The 15,990-nt window shown below is 59.5% G+C and carries 15 protein-coding genes; 13 read left to right on the plus strand and 2 right to left on the minus strand.

Going from position 1 to position 15,990, the window contains the following annotated elements:
* Positions 1-90 precede the first annotated feature (90 nt).
* Positions 91-396: a CzcE family metal-binding protein gene (locus tag RCH09_RS18270; protein ID WP_326942579.1), complete on the minus strand. Its 306-nt coding sequence runs from the start codon at positions 394-396 to the stop codon at positions 91-93.
* Between the two features lie 531 nt (positions 397-927).
* On the opposite strand from RCH09_RS18270, the gene RCH09_RS18275 reads away from it, so the two are divergent.
* The 9 genes from RCH09_RS18275 to RCH09_RS18315 all read left to right on the plus strand — a co-directional run bounded on the left by RCH09_RS18275 (position 928) and on the right by RCH09_RS18315 (position 8,746).
* Entirely contained in the window at positions 928-1,317 is a 390-nt protein-coding gene (locus RCH09_RS18275) for a sigma factor (protein WP_326942580.1), read from the plus strand.
* A 121-nt stretch (positions 1,318-1,438) separates the two neighbouring features.
* Positions 1,439-2,119: a sigma-70 family RNA polymerase sigma factor gene (locus RCH09_RS18280; protein WP_326942581.1), complete on the plus strand. Its 681-nt coding sequence runs from the start codon at positions 1,439-1,441 to the stop codon at positions 2,117-2,119.
* 6 nt (positions 2,120-2,125) lie between these two features.
* The gene (locus RCH09_RS18285) at positions 2,126-2,386 is read left to right on the plus strand and encodes a hypothetical protein (protein WP_326942582.1); all 261 of its coding nucleotides are present in this window, start codon (positions 2,126-2,128) and stop codon (positions 2,384-2,386) included.
* A 108-nt stretch (positions 2,387-2,494) separates the two neighbouring features.
* Positions 2,495-3,244, plus strand: a complete 750-nt coding sequence (locus tag RCH09_RS18290) for a bacteriorhodopsin-like (RefSeq protein ID WP_326942583.1) — start codon at positions 2,495-2,497, stop codon at positions 3,242-3,244.
* 83 nt (positions 3,245-3,327) lie between these two features.
* Positions 3,328-4,245 carry a polyprenyl synthetase family protein gene (locus RCH09_RS18295; RefSeq protein ID WP_326942584.1) on the plus strand — a complete coding sequence of 306 codons (918 nt, stop codon included), beginning with the start codon at positions 3,328-3,330 and terminating at the stop codon, positions 4,243-4,245.
* 8 nt (positions 4,246-4,253) lie between these two features.
* The gene (crtI, locus tag RCH09_RS18300; protein ID WP_326942585.1) at positions 4,254-5,732 is read left to right on the plus strand and encodes a phytoene desaturase family protein; all 1,479 of its coding nucleotides are present in this window, start codon (positions 4,254-4,256) and stop codon (positions 5,730-5,732) included.
* Between the two features lie 32 nt (positions 5,733-5,764).
* Positions 5,765-6,694 (plus strand): phytoene/squalene synthase family protein, encoded by a 930-nt coding sequence (locus RCH09_RS18305; RefSeq protein ID WP_326942586.1) that lies wholly within the window; start codon positions 5,765-5,767, stop codon positions 6,692-6,694.
* On the plus strand, positions 6,684-7,841 hold the full coding sequence (locus RCH09_RS18310) for a lycopene cyclase family protein (RefSeq protein ID WP_326942587.1): 1,158 nt from the start codon (positions 6,684-6,686) through the stop codon (positions 7,839-7,841). The genes RCH09_RS18305 and RCH09_RS18310 overlap by 11 nt, the downstream gene beginning before the upstream one ends.
* A complete protein-coding gene (locus RCH09_RS18315) occupies positions 7,838-8,746 on the plus strand; it encodes a Brp/Blh family beta-carotene 15,15'-dioxygenase (protein WP_326942588.1) in 909 nt (302 codons plus the stop codon). Before RCH09_RS18310 ends, RCH09_RS18315 begins: the two co-directional genes overlap by 4 nt.
* A 534-nt stretch (positions 8,747-9,280) precedes the next feature.
* On the opposite strand, the gene RCH09_RS18320 is transcribed toward RCH09_RS18315, so the two are convergent.
* Positions 9,281-10,171, minus strand: a complete 891-nt coding sequence (locus RCH09_RS18320) for a LysR family transcriptional regulator (RefSeq protein WP_326942592.1) — start codon at positions 10,169-10,171, stop codon at positions 9,281-9,283.
* 98 nt (positions 10,172-10,269) lie between these two features.
* Between RCH09_RS18320 and RCH09_RS18325 the strand changes: the two genes are divergently transcribed.
* The 4 genes from RCH09_RS18325 (at position 10,270) to RCH09_RS18340 (ending at position 15,305) form a co-directional block, all read left to right on the plus strand.
* The gene (locus RCH09_RS18325; RefSeq protein WP_326942589.1) at positions 10,270-11,835 is read left to right on the plus strand and encodes an NADH-quinone oxidoreductase subunit L; all 1,566 of its coding nucleotides are present in this window, start codon (positions 10,270-10,272) and stop codon (positions 11,833-11,835) included.
* A 30-nt stretch (positions 11,836-11,865) separates the two neighbouring features.
* Positions 11,866-14,409 (plus strand): YbcC family protein, encoded by a 2,544-nt coding sequence (locus RCH09_RS18330; protein WP_442785062.1) that lies wholly within the window; start codon positions 11,866-11,868, stop codon positions 14,407-14,409.
* A gap of 354 nt (positions 14,410-14,763) precedes the next feature.
* On the plus strand, positions 14,764-15,033 hold the full coding sequence (locus RCH09_RS18335; protein WP_326942590.1) for a CopG family ribbon-helix-helix protein: 270 nt from the start codon (positions 14,764-14,766) through the stop codon (positions 15,031-15,033).
* The gene (locus tag RCH09_RS18340; protein ID WP_326942591.1) at positions 15,033-15,305 is read left to right on the plus strand and encodes a type II toxin-antitoxin system RelE/ParE family toxin; all 273 of its coding nucleotides are present in this window, start codon (positions 15,033-15,035) and stop codon (positions 15,303-15,305) included. The genes RCH09_RS18335 and RCH09_RS18340 overlap by 1 nt, the downstream gene beginning before the upstream one ends.
* Positions 15,306-15,990 lie beyond the last annotated feature (685 nt).

Below are 15,990 nucleotides of genomic sequence, written 5' to 3' on the forward strand. Positions count from 1 at the left end.
GGAATGTGGCCGGCCAGCTTGGCGCTGGTTCGCGCTAAATACCGTATTCGCTACGAAGTGAAATTGGTCAAGACGTCGCTCGTGAGGCGCTTACGAATGGTTCAACAGCCCGGCGGGTGCGACGCGCATCAAGTCAACACGGGTGACGCCAGGTGAGCCATCGAATTTCCATGCGAACGCCTTCTCGCCGACCGCGAACGCGACGCTTTCGCCGCCGGTGACGTCGACTTGCTCGGTCGCTGGCCCAAGGATAATTACCCTGCTGGCGGACTCAACCGCGACAGGGTTGCCCATCACGCTGGTGGACGGATCCCATTCGGCAGGAGTTTGTGCGCAAGCGGCACACAAGATGCACGAAAAAAAGGAGATAAAAAGCCTTCGTTCCAGTAGATTCATTCCAACCCCCATGAGCCGGTTCACAGCGCTAACGATTGCCAACATGACCTATGGGAACGATTGTCCGCCGGTTCACGCAGCCCGTGCTGTATTGAGACCACCAATCGCCGCAAGCGCAGTAACCCGACCATTGGGTCGAGGCTGCCGGAATACCGGTGACGGATGGCAGGACGGGAAACAACCCACTAAGTCAAATTCTTCACTTGTTTATCTCCTCCGGAAGAAAAAGGGATCGGAGTAGTGTCTGCGTTCGGCCGTGATCAGTTGCCAAAAAAATATATTGTGCTGGCAGACGTTTGATGACTGGTTATTCGCTTAAAAAACTCTTGGTAAATAAACGCACTCACGAGTATCTTAAGATAACTGACGAGAGAGCGCTGATTTGACCGCCTGAAAAATTGATTTGGAGGGAAAACCTCCACAAGGCATTCCCCCGTTAGTAACCGCCGAGTTTGTTGACAAAATACAAAGATAGCCGACGAGTAACTGCATGTTCGACGCCTGTTACTCACTGGACTGGGGGAGATGGCGATGTCAAAACAAAAAATATCGGGAAGCCGGGTTGCATCCGGTGCGATTCGTACGCACGCCTTGCCTGCGAAAGTTGTTTCAACCTCAAACTGTGCCTGCGCGCAGCGCTCGGTTGACCACTTGCTGATCGAGCGCTTCAACGCTGGCGATCTCCTGGCATTCGAAGTGCTTTTGATCAGATACCGATACCGTGTCGCATCGCTGATTGACCTGCATGTGCGCGATCCGGACGTGGCGGAGGAATTGACGCAACATGTCTTTTTGCGCGCTTTTCGTGCGCTCGATAATTTCGAGTGTGAAAGCCCGTTCTCGAGCTGGCTATTTGCGCTCGTCCATGAAATGGCGACCAATTACCTTCAGGTTGGTCGCCTTCCGGTCCGTCCGATTTGATCTGCCTGCAAGTAGCATCCGTTCTCGCCTGCAGCTGTCTGCGCAGGTCATATGCGCGTCGCCGGCAAACAATTCCGGTGCTCGCTATACTCGATGAATGGCGCTACCAAAAGATCAATTGATGGAAAACAACGAGGCAGTGGACTGCGCCGAGAAGCATGCTTCCGAGGCGATCAATGCGCCGTGCCAGAATCAGCCCGGTGGACAGCGGTCGCTGGACCACCTGCTGATCCAGCGCTTTAATGCAGGTGACATTCGCGCATTTGAAGTGTTGGTGATCAAATACCAGCGCCGCGTGGCATCACTCATTAATATGAATGTGCACAACGCGAGTGTGGCAGAGGAATTGACCCAGGAGGTCTTTTTGCGGGCCTATCGCGGGCTGGTGAATTTTCGCTTTGAAAGCGCTTTTTCGACCTGGCTGTACAGGATTGCGCGCAACATCTCGACGTCCTACTATCGGGAGGGTCATATGCACGCAGACAATGCCGTATCGATCGATGTGCTGGCCGAAACCAGTAATCCGATTTATGCCCCCGGCGCTGAAAACTTCGCGCCAAGTCCGGAAGACAGTCTCTGTGGACAGCAATTGCTGTTTGCCATTGAGCAATCGATCGACCGGCTCTCACCGCAAATGCGCAGCTCCATCACGATGCGTGAAATGGATCACTGCAGCTATGCCGAGATTGCAGATACCTTGCATATTCCTTTAAACACGGTTCGTTCACTAATTTTCAGGGCCCGTGCAACTATCGCCACCGATATACGTCCTTTATTAGACAGAGCTATTTCTGCGAGGTAGTTTTATTTGAAGCCGACACCGAATCTCGAGGGTATTGCCATCGTGGCGACGCTACTTGAAGAGAGTACTGACGCCATCACATTCAATGCAGCAATGCTTGAACTGGGAGCTAATCCCGGATTGATGGAGTCATTGATGGCGGTTCAATTCGTCAAGGACGCAATCCAGGGCAATCCTTGTCCTGACAAACGCTATACCGCCGGCATCATGCAGTTTATCGCTGAGGCTGAACGCAAGCGGATTGCCGACGAAAAAAGCGACAAGTAGCCTCGCTCCGTAGCGCTGTTATTGCCCGTTGGTAAACAGAGATCATGTCCGGTCTTTGTCAGCGGGTTATTCACAAAAATAATCGCGTCTAAATAAGGAGAGCGACCAGTGGAAGCTATTACCGTCAGTCAGTACGAACTCGTCTACAACGCATTTTCGTTTGCCATCGCCGTCATGGGGGCCGCAACGATATTTTTCTTTCTCGGGCGATCGCAGGTTGCCTCGGCTTACCGAACGGCTCTGACCATTACGGGTCTGGTCACCTTGATTGCGGCGTACCACTACCTGCGCATTTTCAACTCGTGGGAGGCATCGTTCACCGTCTCCGGTGGTCAAGTCGCAGCTTCCGGCGTCAAATTCAATGATGCATACCGCTATGTCGACTGGTTGCTGACGGTGCCGCTGCTGTTGATTGAGCTGATTCTGGTGATGCGTTTGCCCCGCGCCGAAACCGTGGCCAAGGCCACCAAGCTCGGCTTGCTCGCCGCGCTAATGGTGGTGCTCGGTTATCCCGGCGAGGTCTCGGCCGATCCAAGTACACGCTGGATCTGGTGGGCGTTGGCGATGGTCCCGTTCATTCTCATCGTCTACGACCTGTTCGTTGGCCTGAGTGCATCCATCAGCTCGCAACCGGCTGCGGCACGCGGTCTGATCAGCAGTGCGCGTTGGGTCACCATCATTTCCTGGTGCTTCTATCCGGTCGTGTTCGTGTTTCCGATGATCGGCCTCACCGGCGGTAGCGCCACCACTGCCGTTCAAGTCGGCTATACCGTCGCCGACATCGTGGCCAAGGCGGGCTTCGGCGTGCTGATCTTTTTGATCGCCGCACGCAAGTCAGAGGCGGAAGGACACGTGTAATTTTCTGCGTCCGTCAGTGCCGCCAGTGCGCTTTGCTCTGGCGGCACTGTCCCTTCGACTGAAATGCCCTCTGGAGTACCTCCATGTCTGCTCGATTGGTCATGGCATCAACGGCTCCTACGTGGAACACGATTGATGGCCTTCATTCTGTGGAACAGCGTTGCCGGGATCTGATCCAGCGGAAACCCGCTCCCGACGCTGACATTTTCAATACCGCGGCAGGCGCCGCAACCTATCACCTGCATGCCGGTGGCAGCCGTATTCGCGCCAGATTGGCGCTCGACGCCGCGTTCCATTTAGGGTTGTCTGCGCGTGACGCAGTCGCCATTGCCAGCGCCTGTGAATTACTGCACAACGCGTCGCTGGTGCACGACGATTTGCAGGATCGCGATGTCCAACGGCGCGGTGCCGATGCCGTCTGGAAAATCTACGGTGAAGCCACCGCGATTTGTACCGGCGACTTGCTGCTGTCGGCTGCCTATGCGGCACTGGCGGATATGGATCGGTCGACCTGCCTGCAGCAGATGCTGTCTCTGGTGCATGCCCGAACCGCGGCCGCCATTCGGGGGCAGGCGGCGGACGTCTCGCACCGTATCCGACCAATCCTCGACGTGTCGACCTACTTGCAAATCGTCGCGGGTAAATCCGGAGCGCTGCTGAGCTTGCCGCTCGAATTGGCCCTGATCGCAGCCGGTCAGGGACAGTGGGCCGACAAGGCGTGTGAAGCCGCCGAAGCTTTTGCGATTGGCTACCAGATTGCCGACGATCTGGATGATCTCGAGAAGGATGCCGGCAGCGAGGATGTAGGGCAAACATTGAACCTCGCCCTGCTGATGCGGAGTGGCGACGCAGTACATGCGGGCGATGGCACGGTGCTGCAGCGCTGTGTCACGCTGGCGCAGCATCATCTGACCGTGGCCGCAGCCGGCGCGGCAGCCCTGCCGCACGAGAGCGGACGCTTGCTGGCCGAGCTGGCGATCGCATTGAATGGGCGTTTGTGAGCACCGCCGTGCGGCCACATGCGATCGTCATTGGCGCCGGTTTCGGTGGTATCGCGGCCGCCTTGCGCCTGCGCGCCAAACACTACCGCGTCACCGTGATTGACCGTTGCAGCGCGATCGGCGGACGGGCCCAGATATTTGAGCGAGACGGTTTTCGTCACGATGCCGGGCCGACCGTCATCACTGCACCGTTTTTGTTCGAGGAATTGTTTGCGCTGTTTGGCGAGCGATTGGCCGATCACATCGCGCTGGTGCCAATGAAGCCCTGGTACCGGTTTCGCTTTGCCGATGGCGACACCTTCGACTACGGCGGTACGCTGGAAGAAACGCTGGCCGAAATTGCCCGCATCGAGCCGCGGGATTGTGATGGCTACCGCGCGTTGCTGGCGCATTCCCAACGTATTTTCGATGTGGGTTTCACCGAGTTGTCGGCGGTGCCATTTGATCGCTTCCTGACCATGCTGCGGCAAATACCCCGACTGATCGGTCTGCGCAGCTACAAGACCGTCTGGGGTTTGGTGTCGCACTATCTGTCGCATCCAAAACTGCGCCAGGCGTTTTCGATTCAGCCATTGCTGGTTGGTGGTAATCCATTCGACACCACGAGTATTTATGGATTGATTCATTTTCTCGAGCGGGCTTACGGGGTGCACTTCGCCATGGGCGGTACCGGGGCGATTACCAACGCGCTCGGCGCCTTGATGGCGCGGCAGGGGGTCGACGTGATGCTCGACACCAGCATCAACGCGCTGATGCTAGATGGCCGTCGCGCCACCGGGGTGCGACTGGCGGATGGCCGCACCATCGGCGCCGACCTGGTGGTGTCGAATGCCGATCCGGCCCATCTCTACGGCGAGATGATTCCCGCCAAAAAGCAGCCGGCGACCACCCGCCTGAAATTGGCCAGCGCGCATTTTTCAATGGGATTGTTTGTCCTGTATTTTGGTACCACGCGGACTTACCCGGATGTCGCGCATCACACCATCTGGATGGGCGAGCGGTATCGCGAACTGCTGCGGGATATTTTTGACCGGCGCATTCTGGCCGACGATTTCTCGTTGTATCTGCATCGACCGACGGCAACCGATCCGAGTTTCGCGCCGCCTGGCTGCGACAGTTTTTATGTACTGTGTCCGGTGCCGAACCTGAAGGGCAAGATCGATTGGGACAAACAGGGTCCGCTGCTGCGGGATCGTATTGTTGCGGCGCTGGGGGCGACCATTCTGCCGGACCTGCCGACGACGATCACGGCCGATTTTTACATGACGCCAGAAAACTTCAAGCAGGATTATTGCAGCGCGCATGGTGCCGGGTTCTCGATTGCGCCATTGTTTCGCCAGTCGGCCTGGTTCCGCTTTCATAATCGTGCCGAAGGCATCGACAACCTGTTTCTGGTGGGGGCAGGCACCCATCCCGGCGCCGGCGTGCCGGGCGTATTGTGCTCCGCGAAAGTGATCGATTCGATGATTCCGCAGGCCGCGCCATGACCAGCCAGGCGCGTCCCAGCGAGGAGGTTGCTATGCCCGACGATGCCGATACGGTACTGGCCACCCGTGGCCGCAGTTTTTACTGGGCCCGGCATCTGCTCGGCAGCCGCCATGCGGCGCGCGCGACCCGTTTGTACCGTTTCTGCCGCTACGTCGATGACCTGGCCGACGAGGCGCCGTCGCCGGAACTGGCATGGCAAGCGCTGGATGCACTTGGTGTCGCCATCGCCGGGCAACAGGCGACCAATACGTTGGTCGCTGATGTGCTCGACCTGATGCAGGAGTGCGCCATCGAGCCGGCGATCATGCTGGAACTCATACACGGTGTGCGGTCCGATCTGGGTGAGGTACGTTTTGTCGACGAAACCAGTTTGCTGCGCTATTGCTACCGCGTGGCCGGCACCGTCGGCATCATGATGTGTCGCGTGCTGGATGTGCAGGATGATGCAGCACTGCGCCACGCGATCGACCTGGGAATTGGCATGCAACTGACCAATATCTGTCGCGACGTGGCTGACGACGCCGCACTGGGGCGGCGCTACCTGCCGGCCACGCTGGTTGGTCATTGTGAGCCCGCCGCATTGCTGTGCCCGGGCCCGATGCTGCGCCCGGTCGTCACACGCGGCGTGAAAGTCTTGCTGGCTACGGCCGAACGCTATTACCGCAGTGGTGAACAAGGCCTGCACTATTTGCCGACCGGAGCACGTGCTGCAATCCTGGTTGCTGCGCGCTTGTATCGCGCAATCGGCCGCCGCCTCGGACACCACAGCCATGATTACTGGAGCGGTCGAATCACGGTCTCCACCGCCGGCAAAATCGGACTGACGCTGCAGGCGCTGGGCGATCTCGCCGCGGGGCGCAGCGCGAACGGCCATGGCGCCCAACACGATGCGCTGCTGCACGCGCCTCTGGCCGGTCTGCCACTGACGGTATTTGACGCTGTGCCAGAACATGTCCGCTGACGTCGATCTGCTCATCCTCGGCGGTGGCTGCGCCGGACTGAGCCTGGCGCGCGAACTGGCCGCATTCGGTCGGGCCAGTCCCTCGGTCGGGATCATCGAGCAGCGCGTCGCTTACGGCAACGATCGCACCTGGTGTTTCTGGGGCGACGCTGCCGATCCGGGCACCGAACCGGTTGAACACCAATGGCGCGCAGTCACGCTGCGTGCGCATGGCCACGCAGTAACGGTCGACTGCAGCAGGCATCCGTACCAGATGATCAGCGCCAGACGGTTTTATGACGCGGCGCTGCAGACCATTGCGCTGGCACCGCAGATCAGGCTGGAAACCGGTGCGCGCATCGTGGCGGAGCCCATGCTTGTCAACGGCTTGTGGCAGGTCGAGACTGCGGCCGGGAAGCGCCGCGCGCGCCAAGTGATCGATACCCGTCCAGGCGCCGCGCCGTGTGCAGAACGCGGCTCGCCGCTGCTATGGCAGTCGTTTCATGGCAGCGAGGTGACGTGCGAGGCACCGCTATTCGATCCCGCGACAGCGACATTGATGGATTTTATTGACGACGGCTCGCACCGCATTGTGTTTACGTACCTGTTGCCGATGTCGGCAACGCGGGCCCTGATCGAGCTCACGGTATTTTCTGCCGCGCCTGTCACCGCGGCAGAACTGGCGTTGCCACTGCAGCGGCAAATCCGCGCGCGGGTCGGATCACATCCATTCAAGGTCGAGCGCTCGGAGCATGGCATCCTGCCGATGGGACTGGTTCCCGAAAAAACAACGTGGCGAGCCAATTACTTGCAGGTCGGCCTGATGCACGGTGCCGCCCGTGCCAGCACAGGTTATGCGTTTCAACGTATTCAACGCTGGGCGCGCCACTGCGCAGCCGAGCTCGCAAACGGCGCACCAGCGGTCGGGCATGCGCCGGACCGCATGCTCATGCGCGGCATGGATCGGCTGTTTCTGTCTTTGCTGCGTCACCGTCCAGATCTGGCGCCGACGCTGTTTGTCAGGATGTTTCAGCACGCCGCGCCGGATAGCCTGGCGCGCTTCATGAGTGATCGTGCTGCACTTGGTGACACCCTGAGTTTGATTGCGGCCTTGCCGGCATTGCCGTTCATCCGGCAACTTGGCCGCAACTTCCTGCACGCGCCATGAAGGACTCTCCGCTCACCGCTGGCAATGTGTTACTGCGCGCGCAGGGCATGGCTTTTTGTCTGTTGGCCGTGCTGGGGCTGGCAGCGACACCGTGGCTGGTCGACCTGAATCCCTCGACGCTGCTGGTCGGGGTGGCGGCGGCCATTTTTTTTCTTGGTATTCCGCATGGCGCTCTCGACATCGTATTTGCCCAGAGGTTGTACCGCGTGCGAGCTGGCAGGCATTGGCTGCTGTTTATTGGCGTCTATCTGCTGCTGGCAGCGCTGGTAATCGCGCTGTGGTATTTGGCGCCACGGTTATTTCTGGCCGCCTTCCTGCTGATCTCGGCATACCACTTTTCTGGCGACCCGGTGATCGCGTTGTCGGTGCCCGCACGCATCCTGTACGGCAGTGCCGTGATCGTGTTGCCGACCCTGCTGCATGCCGATCAGGTTGCCGCACTGTTCGGCTACCTGATTGGTGCCGGCGCGGCAGCCGACGCGGTCGACCTGCTGCAGGCAGTGACGATTCCGCTATTGATGGGGGATCTGCTGGTGGTCTGCGCTGCAGCACGGGTGGACTGGCTTGCCGCTGGCGAAGTTCTGTGCGTGGTGCTGCTGTCGATCTTCGCCACGCCGCTGGTTGCCTTCACGCTGTTTTTTTGCGGCATGCACAGCCCCCGTCATTTCCTTCGCACCGCCTTGCTGGCTGAGATGACGCCAACCACATTACTGCTGCAGGTCGCCTTGGCCCCCACGCTGGCGTGTGCGCTGGCGGGTGGCGTGGCGCTCGTTGTTTCAGGAGGGCAGCCGCTTGAGGCCAGGTTGACGCAAATTGTGTTCGTCGGCCTGGCCGCGCTGACGGTGCCGCACATGCTGCTGGTGGAGCGGGTTCGGTACCACGGCTGGCGGCTCACCACTCGGTAAGCGACGCGGCCGGCCGGCGCTGAGCTGCTCAGCAACGCCGGGTCGCGGGGGTCCAGATAGCACGATCCCCCTTCGTCGAGCTCGAGCCGCTCAACCTTCAGTTTGTTGACGGTCGCCAAATCATCTAGCCGTCCTCCTTCGGCCGGAGCCACGCGAAAAAATCGTGGTGCGAACCCCATTTTGCCGTGGAGGTCGACATGTTATTTCGCGGCATTGACCAGCATTCAAACAACCGCTTTGTCGTCGTCTCCGACGACGACAAAATCTTGCATTCGGGGTCTGCGGTGGCGTGGAACTTAAAGCACGGAGCACGGTGATTCCCGGCTGACCTGAACGGAGATTTCAGGACTGCGAACGCTTTAAGGCGAGAATGCGTACTTGTCGCAGCAGTTTTTTAAGACCGGAATTGTTCAGGTCTGGTTATTAAGGACTCGCAAAACAATTGTTTGCCATCAGCCGGCGCCACTGCTGCTGCCCGACCAAGATATTCCTTGGACAAGCTGCCACCTATTAGCTTGCAGCTTTGTCACGCGATCAGATTTCCGACGCACCAGTGAGCAACTGCTCAAGCACGTCGATGCGCTGCCGGCGCGGCGTCGTGATGGCGTAGAAGCGCTCCAGCAGGGCTGTTGACTGACCCACGGCCACGAGAATTCCTGCACGCAGCTCATCCTGAACCACCACCTCGGGCAACAATGTCAGCCAGCCACTGTCGCGCGCAATCAGGCGAAGCATGGCCATGTCATCCACCTCGGCGCGTAGTCTGGGGCTAACACCTGCAGTTGCACATAGCGCATCGAATTGCGCGCGCAAGGCATGGCGCGGGCCTGGCAAGGCAATGTCCAAGCCGTCCAAGTCTTCCGGAATACGCAGGCTATGCGATGCCCAATTGCTCGCAGGACCTACCAGCGAAATTAACTGGCTACCCAAAAACCGGCAGTGCAACAGACGATCAGGATCAGCCGGAACGGTCTCATTGGCCAGCACCACATCCAACTGGTGCTGTACCAGGCGAACCAGTAGGCCCTCCAACAGCCCAGACTCCAGCGTCAGCACAACGGCTGGGTTTGTTAGCGCAGGTCGAATCCAGTTTTCCTGATAATTACGCGACAGGGTCGCCACGCTCCCCACCCGCAGGCGGGTAATACCGGCCGAGCGGCCTTGCAAGCGCCCCAGCATCTCCTGGCCGAGACCGAAAATGGTGTCGGCATAAGCCTGCACAAGATGCCCAGTGTCGGTCAGGATAAGACGGCGGCCCTCACGAGTAAACAACTCCTCGCCAATCCGTTCTTCCAGCTGGCGAATCTGAGCCGAAACCGCTGATTGCGAGGTGAGTAACTCCTCTGCAGCGCGAGTCAGATGGCCGAGTTTGGCCACGCGCCAGAAATAGAAAAGGTGATGGAAATTGAGTTGGGCAAGTTTAATCATTCTCTTTTAACTATTAGATTGTTCTGATTAACCTATTTTACAGAAGCGTCTTTCCCAATCATCATCTTCCCAACAACTTTAACTAGGTTCACGGGATGGATATTTTTCAGATTTTGTATTTAACTTGTGCCCTGGCGCCGGTTGTTTTGATAGCGGCGCTGGCGGGACTGGCGCGACTGCGTTGGGTTTCGACGCCGAGGCTGTGGAGCCTGTTTCAGGCAGTTTCGTTTGCCGCGCTGGCATTCATGGCGACGCCCCTTTTGATGGGAGCAAATGGCGCGCATTGGCCTGGCGCAGTGACCGTCACGTCGTTGAGTCTGGTCTTGGCTTTGCTGGTACAACTGCTCGGCACGGTCATTGCAGCGTTTTCTACTCGTTACCTGGCGGGGGAAGTCGGCCAGCGACGCTATGTCGGAGCGCTGGCGGCTGTGTTGGCCAGCGTCCACCTCCTCTTGATCGCCGATCATTGGTTGCTTCTCATCGCGGCCTGGGCATCAGTGGGTATAGCGCTGCAGCATCTGCTGTGCTTCTACCCAGATCGCCCCTTCGCCCTGCTGGCGGCACACAAAAAGCGCCTTGCTGATCGGCTGGCCGACGTGATGCTGCTCGGCGCTACCGCGCTGGCATGGCTCGAGGTCGGCAGCGGCTCGCTCTCGGCGCTGTGGGTGCACATTGCCCACCAGGGCATGTCCTTGTCCCTGCAAATGAGCGCCGTCTTGCTCGTGTTGGCGGTCATCCTCCGCACAGCCTTGCTGCCGGTGCATGGCTGGCTGATCCAGGTGATGGAAGCTCCGACCCCGGTCTCTGCGCTGTTGCATGCGGGCGTGGTCAATCTTGGCGGCTTTGTGATGATCCGCTTTGCGCCGCTGCTCGAACAGGCAACACCGGCGCGACTGTTGCTATTGATATTCGGTCTTGCGACTGCCGTGCTGGCGGGCATGGTGATGCTTACCCGCATCAGCATCAAGGTCCGCCTGGCTTGGTCAACCGTTGCCCAGATGGGCTTCATGCTGCTTGAATGCGCGCTCGGCCTCTACACCTTGGCCGCCCTGCATCTCATTGGCCATTCACTCTACAAGGCCCATGCCTTCTTGTCGGCATCGACCGCCGTGCGCCAGACCCGCTTGCAGGTTTTGCGCGGTGCTTCATCAACCAGTACCGCCAGCCTGGCGCTAGCACCGGTGCTGACGATTTCCGCTGTGCTCTTGGTGCTGACAATCGCAGGTCATGACTCCTGGCCTTGGTGGTGGAGCCTAGTGCTTGGCTTCGCCTGGGCTCCCTTGCTGTGGTTTCCCGCCGTGAATGCCGACTGGCGAATGCGCAGTACCCAAGCCTTTTTCGGGCTCTTGATGGTTGCCGGCCTCACGGTGGCGGCAATAGCCGGGAAGGCACTGCCTCTCGGCCTCCAGGATGCGCCTCACCGCGGACTCGGTCTGATCGCGCTGACGGGCTTGGCGGCCTTGTATTTCTTCCAGGCGCTGCTGCAAGGACGGCCGCAACTGCTGGCTCGCTGGCGTCGCTGGAGCTATGCGGGCTTTTATCTGGACGAGGCCTACACGCGCCTGGCCCTGCACATCTGTCCGGCTCGCTGGGCGTCCAGGGCTTCCACGCCTGTTGAGCCAAAATCCGACGCATCACCGCTTTCTGATGCTGTGCGCTGAACTGACAAACAGGAGAACCTCGTGAAAGACATACGGACCACCGACGCAAAACCTGGGGCGGCAAACCCCACTCAAGCCGTTCCTGATCTTGCGGCGCTGTATGCTGCGATCGAGGCTGCGTGCAGCCAAGCCTGCCTTGCGATTGCACCCGCATGGCCGCTGGATCGGGCCATCGCTGTTAATCCGCATTGGTCACGTATCAGCATGCCCGTGCGCCGGGTGGCCGCACGGATGGCCGTGCTTGGCGGCATCCAGGTATTTCCACCGCGAGATCAGCAACTGCGCGCGTGGCGCGAAGGGCGAATTTGCGCTGCCGACCTGGCGTTAGCTTTGCGACAGCTACCTGAGGCGCGCGCGGCAGGCCTTAGCCCTGTTCAGTGCATCGACGCGCTGCAAGCGAACCCGCCGCAGGAGCAATTGCCGTTGCTGATTGATGTACTCGACAGCGATTCCAATCGCCATGCGCGGCTGTCGTGGCGAGACGCCATCACGCACCAAGTGAGCCAAACCTGTGCCGCTTACTTTGATGAACATCAGGCGATTTGGCAGCCGGAGCGTACCCAGGGCTTGTACGCCTTTTGGCGAGACACCCTGCAGCACGACCATGGGATCGGCTTGTTGATGGGCTTGCCGCGTATCGGCAGTGCCGTCAACGCCTTGCCAGCCACCGCGATTGAAGCAGAGCGCTGGGTGATGCAGCGCCTAGGGCTGCCTCAGGCAGTTTGGGCTGACTACCTCGAGTCGGTGCTGCTCACAGTCAATGGGTGGGCCTCGTGGTGTGCTTACCTGGGCTGGCAGGCTGGGTTGCAGGGGGGTAAAAGCGACTCGCACCTGCGTGAGCTGCTGGCCATCCGCCTAGCTTGGGGCGCGCTGCTGTTGGAGTGCAAGGATGACGTGACGGCAAGGCAGGCGTTTGTCGCACTCCAGCAGGCCTGGAGCCAGGCCCCCTTAGTCCTGAAGCAGGCCGAGCAAGCGCTTTTGATCGACGAGACGTGGCAGTTGGCTCTGGAGCTTGGCTATCAGCGTGACCTGGCGCAGCGGCTGGCCTTGGCAAGCAACAATGCACCGGTGTCGCAAGAGATTGAAGTCCAAGCGGCCTTTTGCATCGACGTGCGCAGCGAGCCCTTGCGCCGCGCCTTGGAGGCCGTGTGGCCGGGCGTGCAGACCCTTGGTTTTGCGGGCTTTTTCGGTCTGCCAGTAGCCTACACGCCACTGTCGACGCAAGCACGGCGGCCTCAGTTGCCGGGCTTGCTCTCCCCTTCCGTGGAGGTGAGCGATTGCGTCATGAGCGCCGACTCAGCAAAGCGCGGAGCCGATGCAGCGTTGCAAAGCGCCGCCAGTCGCGCACGTCAGACCAAGTTCGCCTTGGCGGATCAATGGCTGGCTGCCAGCCGCTGGCCTGGCGCAGCGTTCTCTTTCGTGGAGGCCGCCGGGTTGGGCTATCTCGGCAAGCTCGGGAATTGGCTGCTGCCAAGTAAGCATGATCGTACCAATGACGACCTTGATGGACTGCCAGCCCGTTACCGCCAGATCTGCCGTCCGCAATTGCTAGGGCTGGACCTTGAAGCAAAAGTTGCGCTTGCAGCAGGGGTACTCCACGCCATGGGTTTGGAGCAACAAGTTGCGCCGATGGTACTCCTGGTCGGACACGGCAGTCAGTCCGCCAACAACGCCCACGCGGCGGCATTGGACTGTGGTGCCTGCTGCGGACAGACTGGCGAAGTCAATGCGCGTAGCCTGGCGCAATTGCTCAATGAACCAGCGGTGCGCCTGGGTTTGCAAGCCAGGGCGCTAACAATCCCAGAATCCACAGTGTTCGTGGCAGTTCTGCATAACACCACCACCGATGAAATCGAGTGGTTTGACCTTGATCTGCTGCCGGACAATGCCCGCGCTCTCCGGGAGCGTCTGCAAGCGGTGTTTTCCCATGCCTGCGACCAGGTACGCCGCGAGCGAGCGCCCAGCCTTCAACTGGACCCGCGTGCGCCGCACGGTGCGCTGTTGGGCCAGCTGCGCCGGCGTGCCAACGACGGCGCGCAGACACGACCAGAATGGGGGCTCGCCGGCAACGCGGCTTTCTTGATCGCTCCCCGGCACAGAAGCCGTGGCGTTGTGCTGGCCGGGCGCAGTTTCCTGCACGACTATGACGCCAGCCAAGATGGCGACGGAAGCGTGCTGGAACTGTTGATGACCGCGCCCATGCTTGTCACGCACTGGATCAACTGGCAGTACCACGCGTCCACCTGCGATCCGCTGCGGCTGGGCAGCGGCAACAAGTTGCTGCACAACGTGGTGGGTGGCAACCTCGGCGTCTTCGAGGGCAACGGCGGAGATCTGCGAATCGGGCTGTCCCGCCAGTCGCTGCATGATGGCGAACGCTGGGTGCACGAGCCCATGCGACTGACCGTGGTCATCGATGCGCCGCAGGCGGCCATTGAAGCGGTGACTGGTAAGCATGCGGTCGTCAAGCAATTGCTCGACAACGGCTGGCTCCACCTCTGGCGCTTCGAGTCTGCGGGCTTCGAGCGTTATGAACAAGGGGCATGGTCTCCATTGTGCCTGGAGGTCGAATGATGTCGAAGAAGTCTCGCTACGACGGAAGCCGCGTGGCCTTACTGACTCAGCATGGAAAAGAACGTGTGATCGCACCGGTGCTTGAGCCCGGCTTGGGTTGCTCCATTGAACTTGTCACAGGTTTCGATACTGATCAGTTTGGCACCTTTACAAGGGAGACGCCGCGGCACGGTTCGCAGCTGGAGGCGGCCAGGCGTGTGCACCCTGACATCAGGATAGGGTACGGCCCAAGTCGACGTGGCGTTGACAAAATCAAAGTTAGTCATTATGATTTTTAATAAATAAAAGTGCAGCACCCCCGAGCCTGACGAACAAGCAATCGTTAAAACTGACATGATCATTGAGGAAACTGTGATGGCACAGCTAGAGACAAAAGTATTTACTGCACACGTACCGTTGCCACTAGCGGACAAAGTCGATCAGTTGGCGGCCCGCCTTGAGCGCTCGCGCGGCTGGATCATGAAACAGGCGCTGTCGGCCTGGATTGGTCAGGAAGAGGAGCGTAGTCGTTTGACCCGCGAAGCACTGGCCGATGTCGATGCCGGACTGGTGACCGATCACCAGTCCGTACAGGCATGGGCAGACAGCCTGGGTACCGACAAACCGTTGCTGGTACCACGCTGATGGAGTTGAAGTGGACCAGCAAGGCATTGTCCGATTTGGCGCGACTTCATGAGTTCCTGGCACCCGTCAACAAGGCCGTCGCAACGCGTACCGTTCAGTCGCTGGCCGCAGCGCCGACCAATTTGCTATTGAACCCCCGCATCGGGGAATGCCTCGACGAGTTCGAGCCGCGCGAGGTGCGCCGCATCCTTGTCGGGCACTATGAGATCCGTTACGAGATACAGGATTCAACCGTCTTTGTGTTGCGTCTGTGGCATACCCGTGAAGATTGATAGAGCTACTGTCCAGTCGACACATTTCAACCAATTTTTGACAGGCAGTGAACAAAGCCAGCCCTTAACCCTGTTTTCCGCGCTGTTGCGCCTCAGCCCCCGTTCGATCGACATCGACAACGCCTAACGTACGATTTTTTCCGTTTCGTGAGCGGACCCCTGCATGCGCGCGAGCAGAAGGGCTTCAGGTAATGCCGGCATAAAATTCCTCTGGCTGGCTGGTCGCGTGCAGCGGCCTTGGCGGTGTTGATCTTGCCGCGGGCTGGGCCGGCCGCGCGAGGGACAATGCCGGATCCGCGTTGTCGTGGGGAACGCCAACGCGCCCTGCGCGACGCTTTTCGCATCCGCCCGCGAAGCCGCACACGGCCTCCTTGAAAATCATAGGGGCATTGCGCCAACCGTTCGGTTCGCTAGCGCACTTGAGCACCGGATACCTTACGCGAAATGCTTGTGCCCTAGCCAAGCGAGCTCAGTCACGCTTCTACCGACGGCATTGCGGCCAAGTCCGCTTGCCATAACCTGCCTTGCTTCGTTGACGTGGCAGGAAACCTCACGAGTGGGCAACCGTGGTCACTGGCAGGCATCGACACTGTTGACGATCGCCCAGAATTGACCCACTTCGGGCAATAAATTTCATCCAAATTTGACCCACGTGATTGAATCACCTGCTTAATTATTAAGCAGG

Origin of the sequence: Actimicrobium sp. GrIS 1.19, assembly GCF_035984655.1 — a bacterium.
Classification (GTDB): Bacteria; Pseudomonadota; Gammaproteobacteria; order Burkholderiales; family Burkholderiaceae_D; genus Actimicrobium.